We start from the raw sequence: 24,789 nt of genomic DNA, 5'->3' as shown, positions 1-24,789 counted from the left end.
GCTCATGCTTAAAAATATTATAAGTATACGTTTTCAATTTATTCGCTCCCATCTCGTAGCTGCTCTAGTGTCAACGATCCTTTTCTTTGTTGGTTTACAGCTGTTTTTCTTATTTTTTCCTACTCAATCTATATACATTCCTACAATCTTGTGGATGACGTTGTTTGTTACATGTATATCAATAGGATCGGGTGTTTTTATTGGCTACCGAAATAGCATGTCTATCAAAAAGAGAATAGAGGATGTTTCAACATATATAACTGTGTTATCGAGAGGGAATTTATCAGAGCGTATACAAAGCGAAGAAAAAGATGAAATTGGCAGAATTAGTGATGAATTGAACCAACTAGCGATAAAAATCGAGGGACAAGTAGAATCATTACAACGGCTTGCAGCTCAAAAAGCAGAGTTAGCTAATAATGCGCATACAGTCGCGGTTGTTGAAGAACGACAAAGACTAGCTAGAGACCTTCATGATGCAGTAAGTCAACAACTTTTTGCGTTAAGTATGTTATCGTCAGCTGCAGTCCGACTTATTGATGATGACCCGAATTTAGCTAAGAAACAGCTTCAGGAAATAGGAGATATGGCTGGTCAAGCTCAAGTGGAAATGCGAGCTCTCTTGCTTCATCTCAGACCTGTGCGTTTGTCAGGAGAGCCTCTCGATCAAGCAATTAACCAGCTCGTTAATGAGCTTGAGCAAAGATGCCCGATCAAATTTAAAGTTTCTATCCAAAATATAAATGACCTTTCATTTGCAGTGGAGGATCATTTATTTAGAATCGTTCAAGAAGCTTTAGCAAATAGTTTACGTCATGCTGACGCATCAAAGATGAAAATCGAATTATATAAGAGAGATCAATATATTTTTCTACACGTCTATGATGATGGCAAAGGGTTTGATGTAACGAATTTAAAAATGGCTTCATATGGTCTACACACGATGAAAGAACGGTGTGAAGAAATTGGTGGACAATTTAGCGTGAAATCCAACGTTGGAGAAGGAACATATATCGATATTCGCATACCTTTTAAAGGAGGAGAACACGATGGAGAAGAAAATTAAAGTGGTCGTTGTAGATGACCATGAAATGGTAAGAAGAGGTATTATCTCCTATCTTATGACTGAACGGGATATTAAAGTAGTTGGTGAAGGTAAAAATGGCAAGGAAGGAATTGAACTAGTAAAAAAGAACAAACCTGACGTTGTGTTAATGGATTTATTAATGGAGGGAGGTACAGGCATCGATGCAACTAAGCAAGTTATGGCTATCAATCCAGCGTGTAAAGTCATCATTTTAACAAGCTATTATGATGATGAACAAGTATTTCCAGCAATAGAAGCAGGAGCATTTAGTTATTTACTAAAAACATCACGAGCCGATCAAATAAGTGATGCCATTCGCAAAGCATTTCGTGGAGAAAATGTAATTGAACCAAAAGTAGCTAATAAAATGATGAATCGCTTTCGAAATAGTTCTGAAAAACCACATGACAAGCTTACTGATAGAGAATTAGATGTGTTAATATGTTTAGGTGATGGTTTAACCAATCAAGAGATTAGTGATAAATTATTTATTGGGGTAAAAACGGTAAAAACACATGTGAGTAACATCCTTAGTAAACTTGAAGTAGCTGACCGAACCCAAGCAGCCATTTACGCTAATCGCAATGGTTTAGTAGGTTAATAAATAGTTTTTTTATGTTTTATTTAAGTCTCTTCTAGAGAACTTTGTGTTGCCATTGTTCCTAAAAAAGAAGATAACATCTAACAGTCATTTTTATATAGAAGTAAAGATGCCACGTACGCTACGTGTATACGGGTAACACCTTAATCAATTCGTTAACGTTTTACTTTAATTTATAATATTTTAGGAGGTTATTTAGAAGGCATGAAAAGTATAAAAAATTATTGGAGAGAAGAATCCACAATATTTGAAATGCAAGAAGCTATGGACGCTGAACTCATTTCTTCTAAGCAACTTGTTTTGTTTTTTTTACATAGAATAGCATCCTTTGATAGCGAAGGACTTGCGATCAATTCCATTGCACAAATTAATCCTGATGCACTACATATTGCAGAATCTCTTGACAGGGAAAGAAAGTTAACAGGAGCTCGAGGTCACTTGCATGGAATTCCTATTTTATTAAAAGATAATATAGATACAGATGATAAAATGAATACGAGTGCAGGGTCATTAGTGCTGTCAGATTCTTATGCTGCTGATGATGCTTTTGTAGTAAAGCAGCTACGAAAAGCAGGGGCAGTGATACTTGGGAAAACTAACATGACTGAATTTGCTAATTATATGGCTGAAAATATGCCTTCAGGCTATAGTTCAAAGGGTGGACAAGTCTTAAACCCGTACGGACCTGGTAGGTTTGATGTTGGAGGTTCAAGTTCGGGGTCTGGTGCAGCAATAGCAGCTAACTTTGCAGCTGCAGCTATTGGAACTGAGACATCTGGATCGATTCTAAACCCAGCTATAAACAATTCCCTCGTTGGCATCAAACCTACGGTTGGTCTTGTCAGTCGCGATGGAATCATTCCTATAGCTTTCAGTCAAGATGTTGCAGGCCCAATGGCAAGAAATGTAAGCGATGCTGCAATCTTGTTAAGTGCGATTACTGGTATAGATCATGAAGATCCCTCTACAGCCATTAGCATAGGGCAAACGAAGAATGATTATAGTCAATTTCTGAATAAAGATGGTTTAAAAGGAACAAAGATTGGTGTCTTTCAAGATGTTAAGTACGATTGTGCTAGTGAAAGTAAACTCATTCAATCCGTTATTGATGTCATGCGTGAAGAAGGGGCAACAATCGTAGAATCAATTACTATCCCGTCCTATAAATCACACTGGGATTGGAACGTATTGGATTACGAATTTAAGCCAGCAATCAATGCATATTTAAAGAAGTTGAATCATGGTCAAATCCGTACACTTGAAGATATCATTTCTTATAATGACAGTGTTCCTGAGAAAGCACTAAAATATGGACAACACTATTTTTTACAATCCCAAAGTAGAAGTGGGGCATTAACTGAGGCCGAATATATTCATAGTAGAGCGAATGATATTTCTTTATCGAGAGACCAAGGGATTGATTACGCAATAGATAAATACGACGTTGATGTGATTTTATTTCCTTCAGATTCTGGAGCAGATATAGCAGCTAGAGCTGGCTATCCATCAATAAGTGTACCTTGCGGCTTTACTACAGATGGCAAGCCATATGGGTTCACATTGACAGGAAAAGCATTTACAGAACCACAATTAATAGAAATAGCGTACTCATACGAACAAAAAACAAAACACCGTCAACCCCCAAGGAGTCAGCTATCTGGCGTTTAGAAGTGTAATATAGCAGTGGGGGTCTTGAACCCGAAGGAGTGTACATATGCGTGTCGTGCAAAATATTGCAGATTTAATTGGTAATACGCCACTTGTTAAATTAAATCGACTTACAGGTCAAAATGGAGCAACGATTTACATTAAGCTTGAATACTACAACCCGAGTAGAAGTGTAAAAGATCGTGCAGCCTATAATATGATTATTGAGGCGGAAAAGCGCGGGTTGCTAAAGCCTGGTTCAACAATTATAGAGCCTACTTCTGGTAATACTGGTATCGGCCTTGCTATGAATGCTGCAGCGAGAGGATATGAAGCTATTATCGTTATGCCTGACACAATGACAGAAGAGAGAATTAACCTCGTTAAAGCGTATGGAGCAAAGGTTGTCTTAACCCCTGGTGAACAGCGTATGCCTGGAGCGATAGAGAAAGCAAAAGAATTAGCGAAACAGATTCCTAATAGTTTTATCCCAATGCAATTTGAAAACGAAGCAAACCCAAATGCCCACCGTACAACTACAGCGGTTGAAATAATTGAAGCTATGAAGCAAATTGGTAAAACACCGTCAGCTTTCGTTGCGACATCTGGAACTGGCGGTACGATTACAGGAACTGGTGAAACGTTAAAAGAAGAATATGAAAGCATAAAGGTATATGTTGTTGAGCCATCGGGTTCACCGGTTTTATCTGGGGGGCAGCCAGGTAAGCATAAACTTGTTGGAACGAGTCCGGGGTTTATTCCTGCTACGTTAAATACAAACATATATGATGAAATTATCAAAATCGAGGATGATCAAGCGTACAGTATTGTTCGAGATCTTGCATCAAAAGAAGGTATTCTTGTTGGGCCGTCTTCAGGTGCGGCTGTTTACGCAGCTATACAGGTTGCAAAAGAATTACCACCACAGGATATTGTTATATGTATGACCGCTGACTCAGGGGAACGCTATTTATCCAGTGATGTATTCAAAGATTGACTGTTTGTATAGTGCGAAAGACATATCTATATGAATATAACCTAAATAAATCATCAGTCTGTTCATATTATTATTTAGGCAAAGAAATGATTTATCCCTAGATATCCATGTTAACTTCAGTGAGTTTATTAACAAAACAAAGGTAGCAAAGTAATTGCTTTGCTACCTTTTGCTTTGTATTTACTTGGTACTTCTATATATATGATTTTTTTACAATAGATCAAAGCATAGGAAAAGAGCTCCAGAAAAGTACTATTTAGCAAATTTCACTGCAGTACCTGTAGCAACAACCATCATCATTCCATCTCTTAGTGTTTCAAAGTCTAAGTCTACAGCGATTACTGCATCAGCACCTAACTGCTTTGCTTTTCCTTCCATTTCAGCAATTGCTGCACGACGTCCTTCAGCTAACTTACTCTCGTATGTGCCACTTCTACCGCCAATTATGTCTGTTACACTTGCTAAAAAGTCTCGGACGACGTTAGCACCCATAATAGCCTCAGCTGTTACGATACCTAAATACGAGTCAATTTTCTTACCTTCTAACGAATTAGTTGTTGTTACAATCATTCCTAATTCCTCCTTGTAATGGAATCGTGGTTTTGAATTCCTATAATAATTAATACGATTAACTGCAAAAAGAGATTCATTTTTACTTCAACTTTTTTCTAAAGTTGTTTTGTCCTAAGACATACATACTTATACAATAAGAGTTAAAAGCGTTCTTGCTTATAAAAAATGAGAACAAGCTGTTAAGCTTCTGCTAGAAGTTCTAGTTAGAAGGTTACAAAAAGAGCATTCATAAAGTTGTCATTAGATAGACTGAACGTATAGGTCATCATAAGGTAAAATATAGTAGAGAGATTATGTGCTAAACATTGAAATATATTAAACTGCGAACTCTGGTGGAAATATGCATATCATTCATAATGGGGGAGTGGAGCTAATATGAAGCACGCAAAGGTAATTAAGATGCTCGTTATACTTATTATAGTCTTGTCATTGATTTCATCTGTTTATGGTGTTTTCTCAAATCGAGGACCAGGTCAGTTTGAATTTATGTCTGTACGTGGGGAAACAGTAACCGTACAAGGAAATGGGTTATATCAATATGATTCTATAGCCATAGCGTCACAGGCAATTGCACAAGATCTCGTGACGATAGTAGTAGGTATTCCTTTACTTATTATATCTCTCTATATGTCTAGGAAGGGACTAATAAAAGGTGATATTTTACTCACAGGTACTTTAGGGTATTTTTTATATACGTATACTTCGTATTCTTTTCTATCGATGTATAATCCATTTTTTCTTATATATGTACTTTTGATGTCAGCGGCGTTTTTTGCATTTACACTCGCCATGACGTCATTTGATTTGAAAAAGCTAAGCTCTTCGGTTTTCGATAACCGGTTTCCCACAAAGTTTGTAGGTGGATTTTTATTATTCATAGGGGTAACAGTTGGATTGATGTGGCTAGGTAGGATTGTTCCCGCTCTTATTGACAATTCAATACCAATTGGCTTGGAACACTATAACACATTAGTGATACAAGCACTTGATCTTGGATTTCTTGTACCAATTTCTATTTTATCAGGTTATTTAGTACTACGTAAAAATTCTTTCGGTTATTTACTTGCATCAATCGTAACTGTTAAAGGAATCACAATGCTAACTGCAATTACAGGAATGATTATTAGTCAATTATTATCAGGTGTCCACGTCAGTATTAGTGAGATTATACTATTTCCATTGTTTAATGTTGTAGTCATGTATTGTTTGTTTCTGATTTTGAAAAACATTGATGAACAAATTGAGTTTGGACATCATTTAAAGTCTGAGTAAACGAATGATTTGGTAATGCTTTAAAATCTTGGGCTAGAAGGTGAATGACGGATCAATTATACTTCGAAACATGGTTGTACAACAATTTGAAAATTCACTTTAGCTTATTAAACTTAAGCCTTTTCATCTATCCAAGAAGAAAAGGTGCCACGCATATGGAGTTGTTCAAACAGGTGGAGTTCACTCTCCACCTGTTTAGATTTTAGCTTTATTGAACGAGCGCAATTAGTTTGAGACAACTCCTGATTGCTGGTCATCGAAAATCGTAGTTTCTTCCATTTTCACCATAATCCTTTGCTTCTTCAAGAATAACTTTCCGTTGATAACGTATTTGATCGGATTCTAGCTTTTTATCCTCCGATTTCTTTTTCGACATTACTTCGTATATATACATTTTTTTATTTTTAGTCATATTGATACCTCTTTCTGCAAATAAACTGATTCTAATAATGTGAATAATTCACTTTGACTAAGTTCATAGAGATGGCGATCGTCAGGTGATTTGAAAACCCCGTTATCTATAAGTATAGATATCCCTAAATCTTGTATTGCCTCATGTATTGGACTTTCGTTTTCTTCGGTGAAGGTATTCATTATTTCTTTCATTGTTTCAAGTGGAAAATTATTAGCGTCAATATCTACCGCTGACATATTTGCATTAGACTGTTTTTTATCATCTTCATGTTTTGTCTCATTGCTTGTTGTTTCAGAATAAATAACTTTCGATGTGTCAGTATGTTCTTCACTGTTTGCAAGTACATTGTTTGTAGTAAGTCCGCTCAATGTAATTGCCCCTGCTAATGTTAAGGCTCTAAGTTTTTTCATTAAAATATCCTCCAAATTGTTGAGTATGATATGTTAATATACATATTTTTTAAGAATGAATCATTGATTTGTACTGCTCAATGCTTATCATTGTTCATAAAGCTTTATTAAAAAATGAGCATTGGTATTTACTACCTTGACTAGATGTTAACAAAACAATATGTGATAAATGTGTTATAGCCCATTTTTTCTGTAAATTCTTTTTTTCTCTAAACAACTAAACGCTACATGATTGAAATTGATTTCTGTTTAATAGTGTAATAGAGTAGTTAGAAAATGAAACACTATAAATAATTAGATAAGTCTTGTGTCGTAAACTTTATTACTATGTTTACTATGAGACCTCAGTAATTTTAAAAGTAGAAAAAATGCTCCCAACGTTAAGGCGTGTACGCGCTAACTAATAAAGAAACGAAAAGAGCCTTGGATAAAGGGATAGTGAACTCAAAAAAAGTGTGTTTAAACAATTTGGAATTTTTTATACTGACAAAAAAGGGTGAAAATGTGGTAGTATAAAATATTATAAAAATTTAAACAAATTAATGCGTTAATGCAATGATTAACTTGACGGAAAGGTGTTAATGAAGATGAAAGTGGCAAAATTTGGTGGTAGTTCAGTAGCTAGTGCTGAGCAATTTAGAAAGGTAGCTTCAATAATAACTGCAGACGTACAGAGAAAGTTTGTCGTAGTTTCTGCTCCTGGCAAGAGGCATAAAGAAGATACTAAAATGACTGATATGCTAATTACACTAGCAGAAAAAGTTATAGAGAGAGACACGTATGAAGATGCTCAAGCTGCAATTTTACAACGATATGCTGAGATAGCTGCTGGTCTAGAGTTATCAAGTAATATTGTTTCAGAAATTGAAAAAAGCATTAAAGACGTAATTGAATCTTATCAAGATGATGATGAGCAATTTTTAGATAGAATAAAAGCGAGTGGCGAAGATAATAACGCAAAGCTAATGGCATATTATTTGGATCACTTAGGTTTTGAGGCAAATTATGTTAATCCGAAAGAAGCAGGGATTATTGTGAGTGAGGAGCCAGGAAACGCAAATATTTTACCTGAATCATACGATCATTTATACAAACTTAGGAACAGAAGTGGATTTTTAATCATTCCAGGTTTTTTTGGTTACTCTCCTAAAGGGCAATTAGTTACTTTCTCTAGAGGTGGATCAGATATAACTGGGGCTATTGTTGCAGCTGGCGTCCATGCAGATCTTTATGAAAACTTTACTGATGTTGATTCTATATATTGTGTAAATCCAAATATTGTTAATCAACCGAAAGACATAAAAGAATTATCATACCGTGAAATGCGTGAACTATCTTATGCTGGTTTTTCGGTTTTTCATGACGAGGCATTACAGCCAGTATTTAAGGCTAAAATACCGGTTTGTGTAAAGAATACGAATAATCCTGAAGCAGAAGGGACACTCATTCTATCTGAAAGAGAAATTGGTGAAAATCCAGTTGTTGGGATAGCTAGTGATACAGGATTTTGTAGTATTTATGTGAGTAAATTCTTAATGAATAGAGAGATAGGTTTTGGAAGAAGGTTGTTGCAAATTCTGGAAGATGAAGGTGTGTCGTATGAACATACTCCTTCGGGAATTGATAATATGTCAATAATATTACGCGAGCATCAGCTAGATGGATTAAAAGAAGATAAGTTGCTAGACAGAATTCAAACAGAATTGCACGTAGACGACATATCTATTGAGAGAAATTTAGCCATGATTATGGTTGTTGGTGAAGGTATGAATCATAGTATAGGTATAGCGTCTAAAGCTACTGAAGCATTTGCAAAAGCTGAAGTGAATATTGAAATGATCAACCAAGGGTCTTCTGAGGTGAGCATGATGTTTGGGGTTAAAGCATCAGCTGTCGACAGAGCAGTGCGCTCATTATATAAGAACTTTTACAAATAAAAAATAATTAGCTGAAGTAGTTGGCTTGCTTGTTCTTTAAAAGAATGAGTAAGCCTTGTTTATTTTTAGAATAAAATTTGTATTGAATTGTTCTCTCTTTATTATTATATTTGAGCAATTGCTTATGTTATATATGATTATTACCGTCTTTTCATAAGAAAAGATGTTAGGGACAATCGTGGTATTTATATTTAGCTCTTAGTACGAAAAAGCAAAAAATTAATAGGGAAATAGTGATGGAAAAACCTCTTACATACAAAAGATACCTAAATTTTATAGACAAAACTAACTGGAATTCTTTATTATTAAAGGTAGATATTACATTAAAGTAGCGTGGGGGGCTATCATGAATTCAGTTGGGAAAAAGCTCACATTATCATTTGCAGTTATAATAGTAGGAATGTTCTTTGTTGGTGGTCTAGGTATTTATCAACAACAACAAATGAATGAAAAAACAGAAAAAATCACGACAAAGTGGTTGCCTAGTGTCGAATCAATAAATAAATTGAATTATATGAAGGAGCATTTATTCAGATTAGAACTTACATATATAAATAAACAAGAAAAAAACATATTAAATAAAATGGATTATACGATCGAGAAAATAGGCGAAGAAATTGAGTTGTATCAAAATAAAGGTCTATTAATTGAAGAAAATAGATTGTTTAGTGAATTTGTGTCATTGTGGGAAAAATACATCAACTTTCATTATGATTTTATCGATAGAATAGACGAGATGGGAGATAACCAGGATATCGACGAAATTAATGAAATGGTAAATACTGCTAGTAAAATTTTTAATAACACAAACGTATATATTGAGAAATTATTAGCCATTAACAAAGATGAAGCGATAAAAGCAAGCGAGGAAAGTACAACTGTTTTTAAACAAATGAGATTATTAGCAATTGTTGTATCGATAGCAATTATCCTAATAACAATTGTATTGTTACTTGTTTTAAGAAGAAGCATAAAAAAACCATTATTACATGTATTGTATGGACTAGATAGTCTTGCAAAAGGAGATTTCTCGATAGATCCTTTACAAGTGAAAAATAAAGATGAAATTGGTAAGCTAGGTACTGCATTTAATGTAATGGGTAAGAACGTTGCAAATTTAATCCGCAGTGTGATAAAGAACGTTGAACAAGTTGCTGCATCCTCTCAACAACTTACTGCAAGTGCTGAACAAACTAGTAGAGCTAGTGAACAAATTTCTAATGATATTCAAGAAATTACGAGCGGGGCAGAGCAGCAAATGACTGGTGCAAAAGAATCTTCAACTGCGATAAATGAGATTTCTAAAGGAATGACAGAGGTAACTGCTTCAATTCAATCAGTTGCACAAGCATCTGAAATTGCGAAGGAAAAAGCTACATCAGGATCAGCAGTCGTTACTCAAACAGTTGAACAGATGAATCTCGTTCACGATAAGGTAGAAGCAACCTCAATTGTCGTTGATGCATTTGGGGAAAAATCTAACCAAATTGGACAAATTGTCTCATTAATAACTGATATTGCTGATCAAACTAATTTATTGGCATTGAATGCAGCTATAGAGGCTGCTAGAGCTGGAGAGCATGGGCGTGGTTTTGCAGTAGTTGCTGATGAAGTTCGTAAACTCGCTGAGGAGTCTGGTCGTGCTGCTAACAAGATACATCACATTATAAATGAAGTGCAAGTTGAATCTACGAAAGCAATTACAGCAATGAATGCTGGTACAAGTGCTGTTCGAGATGGGATAAACCTCGTCAACCAAACTGGTCAAGCGTTCAGTGAGATTGAATCTAGTATTAATGGCATTGCAGCTCAATCACTAGAAGTATCTACTGTCGTTGAACAAGTAAACACTAACGCTCAAAGTATTATATCTGTAGTTGAACATACTTCATCGATTGCAGAACAAGCGGCTGCAAGTACACAATATGTTGCAGCGGCTGCTGAAGAACAAAATGCTACGATGGAGGAGGTAGCATCGTCTGCAGAAGCTTTAAGCCATTTAGCGATGGAACTTCAGGAGTCAATTAACCAATTTAAAGTATAAGCTTAAATTCCATCAGGAAAGCTACTCAATTTGAGTAGCCTTTTTGTGTTTGAACGCTACTTTTTACCTTGTTATCGCTATTAATATAACAAAGGAGGTGAGAAGCTTGGCGCAAGCAATTATAACAGATTCCCAATTACGGATTATTTACGATTTAGGCACTGATGAGGAAGGAAAGCAGATATTTCGTAATAAAAACTACAACAATGTAAAAACAACAGCAACAACAGATGAACTCTATACTGCTGCTGTAGCAATCATTAGTCTTCAGGAAAATGAAGTGCATCGTGTTGAAAGAAACGACTCTCAACAACTTGTTCAATAATAGTAGCGTTAATTTAGTTTAGTAGATGATGACAATTGAGCATAATCAACCATTCATATTGTAATAAGGAGGTGTAAGTTTTGGCAAAAACTTTAGAGCTGAAGTTCGGGAATGAAGAAGGAAAAGTAGGTACAATCTCTATTGAAAACCCAACAGAACCAGTTGATACTACGCTTGTATCTTCAGTTATGGATACAATCCTTTCATCAGACGTATTCACTTCATCTGGTGGGGGATTAACTAGTAAAAAAGGTGCACGTGTTGTAGAACGGAATGTAACAGACATTCAAATACTCTAAAACCTGACTTAAGTTGAGTGTAATCAACTAGGTCGCCCTCATCATTAATACGTTTAAGGAAAGTTATCAATCAATTTAGTGTTCATGTTGTATGGCGGTCTATTGATCATTTATTATGCTAACTTTTGTACATGAAGGGGGGAATTTGAATGGATCAATGGCTCTCTTACGTAAGTGAAGTTGGCTTCCCCATTGTCATATCATTTTATTTGTTACACCGTATTGAAGTTAAGCTTGATGTTGTGATACGAACCATTAAAAGCTTACAAAATAATAGTGGAGATGAATTTTTACCGAGTAAGAGAAGTAGCTAATTTATAATTTGATTCTGACCTAAGGTCCCATCTTGCAAGGTGGGACTTTTCCATTATTTGTAGCAGTCGCTTCACATGAATTTTACATATACAGTTTATTTTAAAGAATTTACTATCATTCAAGTAATGTATCATAGCTTCACCATTTTGACATTGATAACGGATGAAAAATATGTTAACATAGTTAATGTTTTTTAATGAAGGCTCTTTTTCGTACACTTCATTGTATGAAATTACAACAGCAAAACGAGGCCTTTGTCAGTTGTCATCGTTTTATCGAGGGAAAGATGCCACGAAAATTTCGTTGTATACCTGTTTATTGTGTGAAAAATCAACAGTCATTGCGAAAACAGCCTTAATGAAACTAGGACAAACTCTAAAATTATGGAGGCCATCATGAAAAAGGTAGGATATTTACTTATTAAGATGGTTGGGCTAGTAACATTTTTTACAGCATTTATTTTTAGCCTTGAAGATGTGTTAGAACATCAAACGACAATTTATGTAGGTATTGTTGTTTGGGTGTGCTGTGACATGTTAGCTAATTTTATGATCGAAAACAAATCGATAAAAAACAAATTGGTAGAGCTATCAACTATTTTAACTCTGTTTGTAATTGGACTTCTCGTTCCAAATTATTATTTCAAACTGTCCATACTATTAGCTATGGCGATAATAACATTTATGTTTAATAGAAAAGGTCAGTCTTCGATTGCATAACGAGACTGTCTTTTTTTTAGCTTCCTTTTGATAACTTAATTGCTATATTGATATAGTGAATTACATATTGCAAAGATATCATCGTTGTGATGGTGATAAAAATGCATGAAATTGGTGGATAATATTCTATATATTTACTTTAGCGTAAAATTTTTATATGTATAACAATGATATTTAGTACAACATGTACGGAAATCTTATTAAATAATAGATTTTTCTGAGTGATTAATTTATAATCTACAATTAGAATATTTTTTATGTTTACAATTGAAAGCTAATGGGGTGTAAAAACAGATGAGTATAGATTTTTTAAGTTATCCTTATTCTTCACAACGAATGACAACTATTGCCCGCAAAGGTATGGTAGCCACATCACAACCTTTGGCAGCTCAAGCTGGCTTAGATATTTTGAAAAAAGGTGGAAATGCCATTGATGCAGCCATAGCAACAGCAGCATGTTTAACTGTTGTAGAACCAACTTCAAATGGTATTGGCGGCGATGCTTTTGCATTAGTTTGGACGAAGGGTGAGCTGCATGGTCTAAATGCAAGTGGCCCAGCTCCTAAAAATATTTCAATTGATGCGGTTAAATCGAGGGGTTATGAGAAAATGCCTAAATTCGGTTGGTTACCAGTTACCGTACCTGGTGCGCCAAGTGCATGGGCAGAGTTATCAAATAAATTCGGCAAACTACCATTGACTGATGTCTTGGCACCAGCAATCGAATATGCTGAAAAGGGATTTCCGATATCACCTGTATTAGGTAAGTATTGGAATTCTGCTTACAAAATATTTAAAAAAATATTTACTGATAAAGAATTTACTCACTGGTTTGAAACGTTTGCTCCTGAAGGAAGGGCACCTGAAATTGGGGAGCTTTGGCGTTCTCAAGGACATGCCGAAACTTTACGTTTAATTGCTGAAACAAATGGAGAGAGCTTTTATCGAGGGGAACTTGCAGAAAAAATCGCAGCTTACTCAAAACAATATGATGGCTTTTTAGCATTGGAAGATCTTGCAGCATATAAACCTGAATGGGTAAAACCTATTTCAGTTAATTATCGTGGTTATGATGTGTGGGAGATCCCGCCTAATGGACAAGGCCTTATTGCTTTAATGGCACTTAACACACTAAAAGGATTTAATTTCTCAAATAAAGACGATGTTAATACATATCATAAACAAATCGAAGCAATGAAACTGGCATTTACTGATGGTAAAGCGTATATAACTGATCCAGACCATATGTCTACTTCAGTTAACCAACTATTGTCTGATGAATATGGACAAATTAGGCGAAACGAAATTACTGAACAAGCTATATTACCAGAAGCTGGGAAACCACCAAAGGGTGGTACTGTTTATTTAGCTACAGCTGATGAAGAAGGAAATATGGTTTCATTCATCCAAAGTAATTATATGGGTTTTGGATCAGGTTTAGTTGTTCCTGGCACTGGTATTGCTCTGCAAAACCGTGGACAAGAGTTCTCGCTCGATGAAACGCACGAAAACGCACTACAACCTGGCAAAAAAACTTACCACACTATTATACCAGGATTTTTAACGAAAGATAATGAGGCGGTTGGACCATTCGGTGTAATGGGAGGATATATGCAGCCCCAAGGTCATTTACAAGTCGTAATGAATATGATTGACTTTCATTTAAATCCACAAGCAGCGCTTGATGCCCCTAGGTGGCAGTGGATTGATGGTAAAAAAGTTAGAGTTGAGCATAACTTCCCGAATCATATAGCTCAACAACTAGCTCGAAAAGGTCATGAGATTGAAATTGCAACAGATCGTGGAGAGTTTGGTCGTGGTCAAATTATTTGTCGTGACAAGCAAACAGGAGTGCTCTCTGGTGGTACAGAGTCACGTACAGATGGTACTATTGCGGCATATTAGAAATCCAATGAAATGATTATGGTTTAAAGTATCTTGTACTTAAAGCTTGACTAGAAGGAAATGATGAAGATGAAGCAAATACACCTTTTTTTAGCATTTTTTAGAGTTGGTATGCTAGGTTATGGTGGTGGTCCGTCCAGTATTCCACTAGTACATAAGGAAGTTGTGGAAAAATATAAATGGATGAACGATGATGAGTTTGCAGATGTGTTAGCTTTGGGCAACGCGCTACCTGGCCCCATAGCTACGAAGATGGCGGGATATATTGGTTATCGTGTCGCTGGTATATTAGGGATGATCAATGCAGTACTAGCGACAATTGTTCCAACAATTTTCCTGATGGTGCTGTTATTAACATCATTAACATCTGTCAAAGACCAACCATGGGTTATTGGGATGACAAAAGCGGTAATTCCAGTGGTTGGGGTAATGCTAGCTGTATTAACCTGGCAGTTTTTAAATAACGCTCAAAAAGGACTGGGCTGGACAAAGACAATTTTTTTAGCGCTTGTTAGCTTATTGTTATTAGAAGTATTGAATGTACACCCTGGAGTCATTATTGCCATTTTATTGTTGGTAGCTCTCATGAAAAAAGATAAAATAGGAGGGAGTTCCAAATGATATATTGGCAAATATTCCTTGCTTTCTTTATACCAGGAATACTTGGGTACGGTGGTGGACCTGCTTCAATTCCGTTAGTAGAAAATGAAGTTGTACACCGTTATCATTGGTTAACTGTTAATGAATTTAGTGAAGTTATAGCAATTGGTAATGCATTGCCAGGTCCAATTGCTACAAAAATGGCTGGATATATAGGGTACCAACAAGGTGGTGTCTTTGGTGCAGTCACAGCGATTTTTGCAACTGTCGCACCTTCATTGATTTTAATGGTTACGTTATTAAGTATTTTATATAAATTTAAAGACTCACCAAAAGTGAAGCGCATGACTGCTTTTATAAGGCCTACGATTGCTGTGCTATTAGGGTTAATGGCGATGCGCTTTTTTGTTAATTCGTATGAAGGCTCAGGTACGCTTCAAACAGGTATCTTAATTATTCTTAGCTATTTGTTATTGGAAAGGTGGAAAGTCCATCCAGCTTTTGTGATTGTTGCAGCACTTGGCTATGGTGCGATTTTTCTAGGAGGATAACACCCTAAACGTGGGTGTTATCTTATTTTGAGGAAGGTTTAACTTCGTTAATTTTTCAGCAATGGAATGAACCTAGGTTTATTATTTAGCTCTGTGCTATTCATATATTTCGCTAGCATACTTTCCTCAAGCTTAATGCGATGTTTTAGAACCACTGCATTTAATACAGTAAAAACAAGGGCGGTCAAATAAGCTTCAAACATAATAGGAATAAGAATGAACTCGATAATTACTACTGCATAATTTGGATGTTGAACATATTTATATGGTCCTTTTGTTACATATTCTACGTTCGGTAAAATGATGATCTTTGTGTTCCAATGTTTACCCAACGAATGAAGTGCCCAAACTCGAATAACTTGGGTAAGAAAAAACAAACTTAACAATAAGGGCCAAGCTATAGATAGCGTTTTTCCAAAATAAATAACTTCTACAACTAGTGATAAGAAGAAGCAACTATGTAGTAACACAATGACCGGATAACGATCTTGTTGAATGACTATACCACCTTGAGCAATCATCCATTTTTCATTAGATTTTGCGATAGCAATTTCAGACAGTCGTTGAATAATGATAACAGTTAAAAAAATAGTAAAAATCATACTTACACCTCCATTAATGTTATTTCCATGTTAATAGTGCTAATTCGGCTGAAAATCCTGGTCCTAATGCAATGGCTAAGCCTATTGATCCTTGCTTTACATGCTGTCGCATAACTAAATCAAGTACATACAAAACAGTTGGGGACGACATATTGCCATATTGTTGAAGAACTGTTAACGATGGTTGTAATAAGTCATCACTCATATGTAAACAACTCTTATAAGCTTCAATGACTTTTTTTCCTCCGGGATGTGCAATAAAATGATTAATATCATCAATGTTTAAGTTATGTTGTTCTAAAAAAGAATGGACAACAGGTGACAGCCAAGAGTTTACTAATGTAGGGATATGTCTTGAGAAGATTACTGAAAGTCCGTCATTCGTTACATCCCAGCCCATAATGTCTTCCGATTTTTTCATAAACACTGACTGAGTGCATGAAATATGAGGGAGAGTATTCAGCGTTGATAATTGATCAGCATTTACTTCATCCCCTACAACACATAAGGCAGCAACCCCATCAGCAAATAATGACATTCCGACTATGTTACTTTTTGATACATCGTTTTTTTGAAATGTTAAACTGCATAATTCAATTGATAAGACGATGACCTTTGAATGAGGATATGCTTTACAATAGTCAAATGCACGAGATAAGCCGGCTACACCACCAGCACACCCTAATCCCCATATCGGTATACGCTTCGTATGATTAGAAAAAGGAAGGATATTCATAATTTTTGCTTCTATCGTTGGTGTGGCAATTCCTGTGCTAGATATGAAGAAAATTGCATCGATCTCTTCAAAATGTATATGTTGGTTCAAATATATATCGTTTTGTAAACAATTTTTAATTGCTTCAGATCCGTATTGTACTGAACTTTCAATATAAATATTATTTTTATCTTCAAACGTATGCTCCTGCTTGTACCAATCAACATTTTTAGTAAAATGACGTTTCTCAATTTCAGTATTTTCAAATACACGAAGATACCGATCAAGGTTAGTTATTTTATCTTTAAATAGCTCTTTTGCAATTTCTTTAGTTGCTAATTGGTTAATTTGATATGGAGGGATGTACTTACTTATTGATATAACTTTTGGCATAAAAACACCTCATTTACATGTTATGTTTATTGTGTAACATAATGGAAAATAGTATACTTCCTAAAATTTTTCTCTTAGTTTTGAATCACCATAATATGTTAGTCAAGTCGCAAGTTAATTTTAAAGATGATAGAATAATAGAATGACGAACTATGGTTTTACAGCTAAATGTACACATTTTAGAAGGGGCTTGTTGCTATTGTTACCAAATTAACAAAGGAAGAAGGGGGTTAATATGTTTGATATCATTTTTTAAAAGAAAAGATGCCACGAACGATTGATTGGTCTATGTATCTATTACTTAATTCGTAAATCAACATTCTATGTGCAAACAGTCTTTAAGACATATATATCCCTTGGATCAAATAGGGTACTGTTTAACAACTAATGGAATCATATCATCTGCAGAGATGGTAATTAACTATCTATTAACAAAATGTAAATAAAGAATAGGCTAGGGTGTGTTAATGAATATGAGTAAACTACAATCAAATAACAATGTAACACGCTTATATATTACAAGACATGGTCAAACTGAATGGAATGTTCTAAAGAGGATGCAGGGTAGGAAAGATTCACCCCTAACAGCATATGGGGTTACACAGGCTCAAAGCCTTGGGAGTAGGCTAGAAAATGTCAATATAGATGCTGTATATTCTAGCCCAAGTGGTCGCACATTAGAAACTAGTAAACAAATCATTGGAAAACGAGATATCCCCATACATACAGATGTTCGCTTGTATGAAATGGCAATGGGTGAATGGGAAGGGTTAACGACCGATGAAGTTAGAGAAAAATATCCGAAGGAAAGTGAGTTGTTTTGGTCAAAACCACAGTTTTATGAAAGCAAATCTGGTGAAAACTTTTTTGACGTTCAAAAACGTAGCTTAGATGTGCTTAAATATGTTATTAATGTGAATCAAGGAAGAGATGTATTACTTGTTACACATGCCGTTGTACTTAAAACGATGATGGCCTATTTAGAAAATAGACCTCTCGAAGAACTATGGAAAGGTCCATTTATACATGGTGCAAGTTTATCTGCTGTGGAAATAGGTGATCAAAACAACGAGATACTATTGCATGGTGATACGACTCACTATGAGAAGTGAATGCAGATTGTTTTAATTAATCAATTCATGACTAAAGAGCGCTATATATAAGTTTTATTTTCTATACTAATAGTAATCTAACAAAAGAGTTTAGCTATCTCTACTAAGTATGTAGTTTAAACAATGGAGAAATTCTGTAGTATAAAAGCGCCTTTTTAAGAGCTTAATTTAACTACCTATCAGTTTCAATAATATCATTACTGAATCGATTGGAGGATTCGTTCTAGAAAATGATAGTGATTAAAAATAGATTCTATGAGCAATTGCCGCTTCATCATAATGTCTTCCTATATAAGGTGCAATTCACTTTAACTCACTATGAGTATTGTTCACAACGATTCCTTTATTAGTAGTTGCTATTAATGACATATCATTCAAAGTATCTCACCCAGTTAATTCTCAGGCTTAAATGACCTAGTATTTTTTTCGTTGTTATTTCGTTTGTCTACATTTTTTTGATAACACTTCAACAAATTGCGGTTCCTAATGTGCCTAGCGAAGTGTTTTGAGATAGAAAATGGCTTCCTTTATTTTAATAATAAAGGATCCCATACAAGCATCACTTGATGCAATGGTTCCAGGACGTTTCTTCTTTGTTATAATATTTTAATATTTATAGGATAAATATAAGGTTCCTTAAGGGCATTTATTGTTTTCCACTCAGTAATTTTGATGTAAGGAAGTTCCATTCCATTATAGTTCGTAATATCCAACACTCCTTTGGCCTCGATCCATGTATCCTGTTCAATACTAGAGGCTTCATTGAATTCTGAGAGGAATCCGATGATGCTAGCATCTGCTACACAATGAGTAATTAGAAACCTCGAAATAACAAGCTGATTTTCTTCAAATCCATCCTCCTTGTAAACAAATCCTTTTAATTCAATATTTCTTCCTTTGAATTTATTAACATCTTTACTAATTTCCTCATAATAGGCATTAAAAACAAATTCATTCATTTCAATTATAGGAGTCTTCTCTAGCATTTGTATCAGCTGATCAAATTCTTCCTTAGACATCTCTTTTTTGCTTTCCGTTATATTTGGATTTACAAGGTTTTCATTAATCGAAGCATCACTTTGTGTAGTATTGTCATTCGTATCATTTGCTGGTGTATTATTTGTATCTTTCTGGCTGGATAAAACTGCCATACCTCCTTTTTTATCAGCAATAGAGGAATCGAGAACTTTTGGAGGCAGAAAGAACCCAGTTAATAAAGGAACAATTATAATCATATAGGATATTAACTTCTTAACATTAAAAGCTGAATTGCCATGGTCATGTCCACAGTTATTGTCTTCATGGGAGTAATGTTTGTGGCTATTATCTTTAACACGCCATATTCTTGTTAGTTGGATAAAAAACAAGAATAAAAAAATGACTGAAGCAGACTGACTTAAACCGACATATTTAGGATTGATAAACTTGGTAATGTCTCCAGCATAATGCATCTTTAAGAGCATTGCTGAAAATGTTAATAGAATCAATGCTCTTAAAGCCTGTTGATAAGAAAATTTCACGGTTCTTCCTCCTTAAAGAAAAGTTTGCAGCAGCATGATCACGATAAATACTGTAGATGAAACCAATGCAAGCAAGCCGATAACAAACTTATATCGGAAGACACTTAATAACATTAACGTATTTTTTAAGTCGATCATTGGTCCGAATATTAAAAAACCTAAAATGGACGAAGTAGGGAAAATACTGCTAAAAGACGCACCGATAAAGGCATCCGCTTCAGAACATAAGGATAAAACAAATGCTAATCCCATCATAACTAGTAAAGAAGAAACGGGACCGCTACCTGTCTCCAATAACGTTTTTGCAGGTAAATAGGTTTGTACAAACGCCGCTAAAAAAGCACCAATAATTAGAAATTTTGCCATATCAAAAAATTCATCAATAGCATGAATTAACATAGACCAAAATCGGTTCGTAAAAGATTTGTTATCTGAATGCGTGTGTGAATGTGTAACTTTTATACTAATTGACGTTTTCAATTGGTTACCTTTAAGAACAACGCTTATTGTCAATGCAATCATAATAGCAATTAAGAAACCTAAACCCATTCGTAGTCCAGCAATTTTAAAACTGTTGCCAAATGCCATATAGGTAGAGGCAATGACTATAGGATTAATTAATGGACCTGTTAGCATAAAACCGATGGCTGCAGGAATCGGCACACCCTTAGAAATAAGTCTACGAACAATTGGAACGATTCCACATTCACAAGCAGGAAAAAGCGCTCCTACAGTGCAACTCATAATGACCGCCATTACTTTATTTTTAGGAATCCACCTTTCTATATGTTCTTCGGTTACAAAAATTTGAATCATTCCAGCAATTAATACTCCTATTAAAACAAAAGGAAGAGCCTCTATTAATATACTTAGAAAAATAGTATTCAAATTCAGTATAGAAGGAGGAAAAGTAAAGGTACCACTAAAGCTTGTACTAAACGAAAAAAGAAGAAGAGTTAAAGCAATAATCGCTAACCCTGTTATATCTATAATACTACCTCGTAAAATCTTATTCATTTTAACCTCCTTTTAATAGCCTCCAGTAATTGAGGCTGGGACAAAAGTATTTTAACTAAATAGAAACCGAACAATGGTTGTAGTTGTAGTTACGCCGCTCCTGAAATATACTCCACTTTCCGCGGGAAGCTGGCAAGCCTCCTCGTGCCAGGCACTGCGGGGTCTAGCCGTTGCTTTTCATCCCGCAGGAGTCTACGTATATTTCATCCGCTAAGTTATTACTTTGTTCGGAATTTTAGTTAAACACTTAAGTTATGTCCCAGCCTCATAAATAAATAATAAATATAATAATCAGAAATTTCAAAAAATATAAGAGGAACATATTCCTCGTCTTGAGGTCGATAATTAGTAAACATTCTTTATTGGGGATTTTTTTGAAAAAACTATTAATCATTTAACGCGGTCTTAATGGTATGTAAATTCATTCGCATGATGCTGAAATAGTCATCCTTTTGCTTAATATTTTCTTCTGTCAATGACTCAAGATTATGGAGAGTTAGAGATTCCGCTCCCAATTCCTTCTGGATAGTTTTTACTACTTTTGGTGTAACACTTTGTTCGAAAATAACATAATGAATATCGTGCTTTTTTGATTCTTCAATAATACTTTGTAACTGTTTCAATGAAGGTTCCTGTGTAGGAGATAAACCAGTAATAGCGATCTGTTCAATACCATAACGTTCTTCCCAATATCCATAGGCTGCATGAGAAACTAAAATAATATCCGTCTTGGAGCTTTCAATTGTACTTCTAAATTCTTCGTCAAGTTTTTCTAAGTTATCTTTTAACCGTATATAATTGCTTTCAAATATTGAAGCATGTTCTGGCTTTAATTCACTCAACTTATTTTTGATGTTTTCAGCGAGTTCGATTGCACGGAGAGGATCCAACCATATGTGAGGGTCATAATCACCGTGGTTATGCTCGTCGTTATCCACTTCAACGCTTTCATCTTCATGACCGTGTTCTTCAGCATCAGCATTTTGTTCTTCATGATGATGTTCCTCGTTTTGAGAGGATTCTAATAGTTCAATGCCTTCTCCTGCTTCTAAAATAGTAACACTTTCATTTTTTAATGATTTAATAGCATTTTCTGCAAAAGCATCAATACCAACTCCACTGTAAATAAACAAATCAGCTTTCGCTAGAGCAACCATGTCTTTTGCAGAAGGCTCAAAAGAATGGGCATCTACATTTGGAGGGTAAATACTTTTCACATCAACATAGTTTTCACCAATTTTTTTCGCGAAATCTTCAAGTGGATAAATCGTTGTATAAATTGTTACTTTTTCATTGTCAGATATTCCTGTTTTAACAATTTCAGAGTTTCCGCAGCCAGCAAGAATAAGGCTGATAGCAAAAACTAAAGTATAAAAAGATTTGTTGATTCTCATGTTGTTAGCTCCTAACATAATAAATTTGTGTAATTAAAACGTTTAGTACAAAAAAGGTAAATCGTAATCATTTCGTTTTATATACTAAATCATGTATATTAGTTTGTAAATGGTTTAAGAACAATTTAAAAAATTTTTACAATAGTGTAACATATAAAAAATACTTAAATAACTTTCTAGAAAATGAGATAAGGAGTTTGAAGATATTAATGGGGATTGACATGAACAATGAAGAAATCAAGTTGTTTGATAAATATTTGTAAAATAAAAACAGTTTTCGTATTGAATATTTCTTTTTGTTCTAATCGTGGGTATACACTAAATGATAGTATGTGAAGAAAATAGCCACCTATATAATATTTATTACCGAACTTATTCATATAGGTGACTAGTTATTTGGTTATAATGGAGCTAACTTTACAGCATAGATCTCGTTTACAAAGTGAAAAATTCCTTGAACACTTAGTTTTATTTTACTTTTTCCATATTATTTGCAATAGCTAATAAATCATCTTGAGTAATATTAACTGAATCAGTTGTTATTTTGTATAAAATCATCTGACCATTACTGTTTTCAATCCAGCTTAATATTTTTTCATTATTAGTTGTATATAAACTTTCATTTGTTTCAACGTAAAATGCATCATTTCCGTCTACATTATATTGTTTAAAATCCTCTCCTAAATACGACGTCATTGCAACTAGATCATCTGTAAGGAGGTGATAGGTAATGAAAATTTCGTCGTTTGTTTTTGTTCTATAAATCAAATTTGGTAAGTTCCTTAAGTCATTTGGTTTTATAGAAAAAGACCCTAGATTATCCCAAGTGATTTCTGTTGTAGTCTTTGTTGATTGAGTTTTTAGTGTATCGTAATATTTTTCTGCCATCTCAGGATCAACGCCACCAACTACCGTTTGATAGTGCGCTGCTTTAAGCGTCATTCCGTGATACGATGTTCGAGGTATTTTGTATTGAGAAAAGTAATCACTCATATAGTCTTTCCAATCTTCTATACTTATCTCTTGAGGATTGTTGATGGTCGCTAAAGAAAATGAACCGTTTTGTCCATTATCCAACGCAGAACTGTACATAATTGCAGATTCTCCAGGCTTCAATGATTCACGAATATGTTCGATCGTGTTTTGTATGTGTTCTCTTTCTTTCAAGTTAGGGATGTCTATCATTGTGTCATCTGCAATGTTAAATTCAAAGCTATCAAATGTAAATTCATAGATAATATTAGCTGCGTAAGCAAAACCAGAGAATATCAATAGACACGCCATAGCGATAGCTAACTTGCTAAACCTTTGATTTCGTATTCGTTTCTTATTGGAATGGTAATGTTTAAAAGCAAGTTGTGCATTGGTTTTTATGTTGTCCGGCTCTTTTATACTTTTTGATGTTTTCTCGAATTCACTTTTCAATTCCCTTTCAATGAACATGTAGTGACGCCTCACTTTCAGTTGGCAATTTCTTATTTCGAAGATTTTTTAATGCATGATGATGCCTTGATTTTGCAGTTCCAATGGGAATATTTAATGTGTTGGAAATTTCTTCAAAACTGTTGTCATGAAAGTATCTAAGTACAGTGACTACCTTTAATTTATATGGCAGCCTATTAACATGCTGTAATAGTTGGCTATTCGTTTCATTTGTTAACATTGTTTCTTCTGTTGATCTAGGATGTTCTTCGATTGAGAATAACTGATTTTTCTTATCAAGATTGAATTTTCTCCAAAGTTTTCTATTCCAATTAGCTGTTTGTTTAACGATAAGACCATTTAGCCACGAATAGAAAGGTTTAGTCTGATCGTACTTGGAAATGGAGTTAATCAATTGGATATACACTTCGTTTGCAACATCATTCGTATCTTGTTTGTTATTCACTAAAAAATAAATAGTTCGATAGACATGATGGTGTATTTCTTCATAGACAACTTCAAAAGCTTTTTCGCTTCCAGTTGTCAACTCCTTTAACCAACTATGTAATTCTTCATCAGTCATATTAGAGCCCCCTTTTTTCTCTCTCTCTATTTATTGGCTCGATTGCATGAAAAAGTTCAAAAAATAAATAATAATTTGTAAGATTTTTTTTGTAATCTGTTTTACTATTCATTCAAATAACCATAGCAAAACAAATTGTTAGGGAATTGTCACCGTATAAAAGAAAATGCCCCGAAGGTGTATTTGTAACGTGTCTTCCTTAATACTAAAAAAACGGTTCTATAATAAATGTTGGGGTTTATACACAATTTGAGTGCATAAAAAAGAGCACGATATCACCCATTCTTTTATACTTGAGTTGTCGAGAAACAAGTATGAAATGGGGATACGTGCA

General features: G+C 34.7%; 25 protein-coding genes. 15 read left to right on the top strand and 10 right to left on the bottom strand.

Annotated features, from left to right (window positions below; all coding sequences use genetic code 11):
• The first annotated feature begins 4 nt into the window (after positions 1 to 4).
• The 4 genes from ACSVDA_RS03665 (at position 5) to cysK (ending at position 4,332) form a co-directional block, all read left to right on the top strand.
• Positions 5 to 1,066 carry a HAMP domain-containing sensor histidine kinase gene (locus tag ACSVDA_RS03665; RefSeq protein WP_485880937.1) on the top strand — a complete coding sequence of 354 codons (1,062 nt, stop codon included), beginning with the start codon at positions 5 to 7 and terminating at the stop codon, positions 1,064 to 1,066.
• Positions 1,050 to 1,688 (top strand): response regulator transcription factor, encoded by a 639-nt coding sequence (locus tag ACSVDA_RS03660; protein ID WP_485880936.1) that lies wholly within the window; start codon positions 1,050 to 1,052, stop codon positions 1,686 to 1,688. Before ACSVDA_RS03665 ends, ACSVDA_RS03660 begins: the two co-directional genes overlap by 17 nt.
• A 204-nt stretch (positions 1,689 to 1,892) precedes the next feature.
• Positions 1,893 to 3,356: an amidase family protein gene (locus ACSVDA_RS03655; RefSeq protein ID WP_485880935.1), complete on the top strand. Its 1,464-nt coding sequence runs from the start codon at positions 1,893 to 1,895 to the stop codon at positions 3,354 to 3,356.
• A gap of 46 nt (positions 3,357 to 3,402) precedes the next feature.
• A complete protein-coding gene (gene cysK / locus ACSVDA_RS03650) occupies positions 3,403 to 4,332 on the top strand; it encodes a cysteine synthase A (protein ID WP_485880934.1) in 930 nt (309 codons plus the stop codon).
• Between the two features lie 252 nt (positions 4,333 to 4,584).
• On the opposite strand, the gene ACSVDA_RS03645 is transcribed toward cysK, so the two are convergent.
• Positions 4,585 to 4,902 carry a YbjQ family protein gene (locus tag ACSVDA_RS03645; RefSeq protein ID WP_485880932.1) on the bottom strand — a complete coding sequence of 106 codons (318 nt, stop codon included), beginning with the start codon at positions 4,900 to 4,902 and terminating at the stop codon, positions 4,585 to 4,587.
• Positions 4,903 to 5,280: 378 nt separating this feature from the next.
• Between ACSVDA_RS03645 and ACSVDA_RS03640 the strand changes: the two genes are divergently transcribed.
• Positions 5,281 to 6,177 carry a hypothetical protein gene (locus ACSVDA_RS03640; protein ID WP_485880931.1) on the top strand — a complete coding sequence of 299 codons (897 nt, stop codon included), beginning with the start codon at positions 5,281 to 5,283 and terminating at the stop codon, positions 6,175 to 6,177.
• Positions 6,178 to 6,430: 253 nt separating this feature from the next.
• On the opposite strand, the gene ACSVDA_RS03635 is transcribed toward ACSVDA_RS03640, so the two are convergent.
• Positions 6,431 to 6,589 (bottom strand): hypothetical protein, encoded by a 159-nt coding sequence (locus ACSVDA_RS03635; protein WP_485880929.1) that lies wholly within the window; start codon positions 6,587 to 6,589, stop codon positions 6,431 to 6,433.
• Positions 6,586 to 7,002: a Fur-regulated basic protein FbpA gene (locus ACSVDA_RS03630; protein WP_485880928.1), complete on the bottom strand. Its 417-nt coding sequence runs from the start codon at positions 7,000 to 7,002 to the stop codon at positions 6,586 to 6,588. The genes ACSVDA_RS03635 and ACSVDA_RS03630 overlap by 4 nt, the downstream gene beginning before the upstream one ends.
• Positions 7,003 to 7,589: 587 nt before the next feature.
• On the opposite strand from ACSVDA_RS03630, the gene ACSVDA_RS03625 reads away from it, so the two are divergent.
• From ACSVDA_RS03625 to ACSVDA_RS03585, 9 genes are all read left to right on the top strand, one after another.
• The gene (locus ACSVDA_RS03625) at positions 7,590 to 8,939 is read left to right on the top strand and encodes an aspartate kinase (RefSeq protein ID WP_485880926.1); all 1,350 of its coding nucleotides are present in this window, start codon (positions 7,590 to 7,592) and stop codon (positions 8,937 to 8,939) included.
• 346 nt (positions 8,940 to 9,285) lie between these two features.
• Complete coding sequence (locus tag ACSVDA_RS03620; RefSeq protein ID WP_485880924.1) at positions 9,286 to 10,983, top strand: methyl-accepting chemotaxis protein; 1,698 nt, start codon at positions 9,286 to 9,288, stop codon at positions 10,981 to 10,983.
• Between the two features lie 106 nt (positions 10,984 to 11,089).
• Positions 11,090 to 11,308 (top strand): DUF1659 domain-containing protein, encoded by a 219-nt coding sequence (locus ACSVDA_RS03615; RefSeq protein WP_485880922.1) that lies wholly within the window; start codon positions 11,090 to 11,092, stop codon positions 11,306 to 11,308.
• 80 nt (positions 11,309 to 11,388) lie between these two features.
• Positions 11,389 to 11,607 carry a DUF2922 domain-containing protein gene (locus tag ACSVDA_RS03610; protein WP_485880921.1) on the top strand — a complete coding sequence of 73 codons (219 nt, stop codon included), beginning with the start codon at positions 11,389 to 11,391 and terminating at the stop codon, positions 11,605 to 11,607.
• Between the two features lie 149 nt (positions 11,608 to 11,756).
• Positions 11,757 to 11,921, top strand: a complete 165-nt coding sequence (locus ACSVDA_RS03605) for a YvrJ family protein (protein ID WP_320209992.1) — start codon at positions 11,757 to 11,759, stop codon at positions 11,919 to 11,921.
• A 396-nt stretch (positions 11,922 to 12,317) separates the two neighbouring features.
• On the top strand, positions 12,318 to 12,641 hold the full coding sequence (locus tag ACSVDA_RS03600) for a hypothetical protein (protein ID WP_485880919.1): 324 nt from the start codon (positions 12,318 to 12,320) through the stop codon (positions 12,639 to 12,641).
• Between the two features lie 294 nt (positions 12,642 to 12,935).
• Positions 12,936 to 14,546, top strand: coding sequence for a gamma-glutamyltransferase (gene ggt / locus ACSVDA_RS03595; RefSeq protein ID WP_485880917.1), 1,611 nt, complete (start codon positions 12,936 to 12,938; stop codon positions 14,544 to 14,546).
• Between the two features lie 69 nt (positions 14,547 to 14,615).
• Positions 14,616 to 15,167 (top strand): chromate transporter, encoded by a 552-nt coding sequence (locus ACSVDA_RS03590; protein ID WP_485881193.1) that lies wholly within the window; start codon positions 14,616 to 14,618, stop codon positions 15,165 to 15,167.
• A complete protein-coding gene (locus ACSVDA_RS03585) occupies positions 15,164 to 15,697 on the top strand; it encodes a chromate transporter (protein ID WP_485880916.1) in 534 nt (177 codons plus the stop codon). Before ACSVDA_RS03590 ends, ACSVDA_RS03585 begins: the two co-directional genes overlap by 4 nt.
• 47 nt (positions 15,698 to 15,744) lie before the next feature.
• Here ACSVDA_RS03585 and ACSVDA_RS03580 read toward each other — a convergent pair whose 3' ends face one another.
• Positions 15,745 to 16,299: an isoprenylcysteine carboxyl methyltransferase family protein gene (locus ACSVDA_RS03580; protein WP_485880915.1), complete on the bottom strand. Its 555-nt coding sequence runs from the start codon at positions 16,297 to 16,299 to the stop codon at positions 15,745 to 15,747.
• Positions 16,300 to 16,318: 19 nt separating this feature from the next.
• Positions 16,319 to 17,407 (bottom strand): type III polyketide synthase, encoded by a 1,089-nt coding sequence (locus ACSVDA_RS03575; RefSeq protein ID WP_485880913.1) that lies wholly within the window; start codon positions 17,405 to 17,407, stop codon positions 16,319 to 16,321.
• A 473-nt stretch (positions 17,408 to 17,880) separates the two neighbouring features.
• Between ACSVDA_RS03575 and ACSVDA_RS03570 the strand changes: the two genes are divergently transcribed.
• The gene (locus ACSVDA_RS03570; protein ID WP_485880912.1) at positions 17,881 to 18,519 is read left to right on the top strand and encodes a histidine phosphatase family protein; all 639 of its coding nucleotides are present in this window, start codon (positions 17,881 to 17,883) and stop codon (positions 18,517 to 18,519) included.
• Positions 18,520 to 19,115: 596 nt separating this feature from the next.
• Here the strand turns inward: ACSVDA_RS03570 and ACSVDA_RS03565 are convergent.
• The 5 genes from ACSVDA_RS03565 to ACSVDA_RS03545 form a co-directional block, all read right to left on the bottom strand.
• A complete protein-coding gene (locus ACSVDA_RS03565) occupies positions 19,116 to 20,039 on the bottom strand; it encodes a TIGR03943 family putative permease subunit (protein WP_485880910.1) in 924 nt (307 codons plus the stop codon).
• 12 nt (positions 20,040 to 20,051) lie between these two features.
• Positions 20,052 to 21,056, bottom strand: a complete 1,005-nt coding sequence (locus ACSVDA_RS03560) for a permease (protein ID WP_485880909.1) — start codon at positions 21,054 to 21,056, stop codon at positions 20,052 to 20,054.
• 386 nt (positions 21,057 to 21,442) lie between these two features.
• A complete protein-coding gene (locus tag ACSVDA_RS03555; RefSeq protein ID WP_485880908.1) occupies positions 21,443 to 22,450 on the bottom strand; it encodes a metal ABC transporter substrate-binding protein in 1,008 nt (335 codons plus the stop codon).
• Between the two features lie 468 nt (positions 22,451 to 22,918).
• A complete protein-coding gene (locus ACSVDA_RS03550; protein WP_485880906.1) occupies positions 22,919 to 23,875 on the bottom strand; it encodes a hypothetical protein in 957 nt (318 codons plus the stop codon).
• Between the two features lie 7 nt (positions 23,876 to 23,882).
• Entirely contained in the window at positions 23,883 to 24,455 is a 573-nt protein-coding gene (locus tag ACSVDA_RS03545) for a sigma-70 family RNA polymerase sigma factor (RefSeq protein WP_485880904.1), read from the bottom strand.
• Positions 24,456 to 24,789: the final 334 nt, after the last annotated feature.

The organism is Cytobacillus sp. Hm23, assembly GCF_051842895.1.
Lineage (GTDB): Bacteria > Bacillota > Bacilli > Bacillales > SM2101 > Nanhaiella.
Note: the sequence above shows the minus strand (reverse complement) of the source record. Positions and strands in the feature narration are given on the sequence as shown.

Coding starts and splice junctions, on each gene's coding strand:
- ACSVDA_RS03665 (WP_485880937.1), top strand. CDS start 5: ATGCTTAAAAATATTATAAGTATACGTTTTCAATTTATTCGCTCCCAT.
- ACSVDA_RS03660 (WP_485880936.1), top strand. CDS start 1,050: ATGGAGAAGAAAATTAAAGTGGTCGTTGTAGATGACCATGAAATGGTA.
- ACSVDA_RS03655 (WP_485880935.1), top strand. CDS start 1,893: ATGAAAAGTATAAAAAATTATTGGAGAGAAGAATCCACAATATTTGAA.
- cysK (WP_485880934.1), top strand. CDS start 3,403: ATGCGTGTCGTGCAAAATATTGCAGATTTAATTGGTAATACGCCACTT.
- ACSVDA_RS03645 (WP_485880932.1), bottom strand. CDS start 4,902: ATGATTGTAACAACAACTAATTCGTTAGAAGGTAAGAAAATTGACTCG.
- ACSVDA_RS03640 (WP_485880931.1), top strand. CDS start 5,281: ATGAAGCACGCAAAGGTAATTAAGATGCTCGTTATACTTATTATAGTC.
- ACSVDA_RS03635 (WP_485880929.1), bottom strand. CDS start 6,589: ATGACTAAAAATAAAAAAATGTATATATACGAAGTAATGTCGAAAAAG.
- ACSVDA_RS03630 (WP_485880928.1), bottom strand. CDS start 7,002: ATGAAAAAACTTAGAGCCTTAACATTAGCAGGGGCAATTACATTGAGC.
- ACSVDA_RS03625 (WP_485880926.1), top strand. CDS start 7,590: ATGAAAGTGGCAAAATTTGGTGGTAGTTCAGTAGCTAGTGCTGAGCAA.
- ACSVDA_RS03620 (WP_485880924.1), top strand. CDS start 9,286: ATGAATTCAGTTGGGAAAAAGCTCACATTATCATTTGCAGTTATAATA.
- ACSVDA_RS03605 (WP_320209992.1), top strand. CDS start 11,757: ATGGATCAATGGCTCTCTTACGTAAGTGAAGTTGGCTTCCCCATTGTC.
- ACSVDA_RS03600 (WP_485880919.1), top strand. CDS start 12,318: ATGAAAAAGGTAGGATATTTACTTATTAAGATGGTTGGGCTAGTAACA.
- ggt (WP_485880917.1), top strand. CDS start 12,936: ATGAGTATAGATTTTTTAAGTTATCCTTATTCTTCACAACGAATGACA.
- ACSVDA_RS03590 (WP_485881193.1), top strand. CDS start 14,616: ATGAAGCAAATACACCTTTTTTTAGCATTTTTTAGAGTTGGTATGCTA.
- ACSVDA_RS03585 (WP_485880916.1), top strand. CDS start 15,164: ATGATATATTGGCAAATATTCCTTGCTTTCTTTATACCAGGAATACTT.
- ACSVDA_RS03580 (WP_485880915.1), bottom strand. CDS start 16,299: ATGATTTTTACTATTTTTTTAACTGTTATCATTATTCAACGACTGTCT.
- ACSVDA_RS03575 (WP_485880913.1), bottom strand. CDS start 17,407: ATGCCAAAAGTTATATCAATAAGTAAGTACATCCCTCCATATCAAATT.
- ACSVDA_RS03570 (WP_485880912.1), top strand. CDS start 17,881: ATGAGTAAACTACAATCAAATAACAATGTAACACGCTTATATATTACA.
- ACSVDA_RS03560 (WP_485880909.1), bottom strand. CDS start 21,056: ATGAATAAGATTTTACGAGGTAGTATTATAGATATAACAGGGTTAGCG.
- ACSVDA_RS03555 (WP_485880908.1), bottom strand. CDS start 22,450: ATGAGAATCAACAAATCTTTTTATACTTTAGTTTTTGCTATCAGCCTT.
- ACSVDA_RS03545 (WP_485880904.1), bottom strand. CDS start 24,455: ATGACTGATGAAGAATTACATAGTTGGTTAAAGGAGTTGACAACTGGA.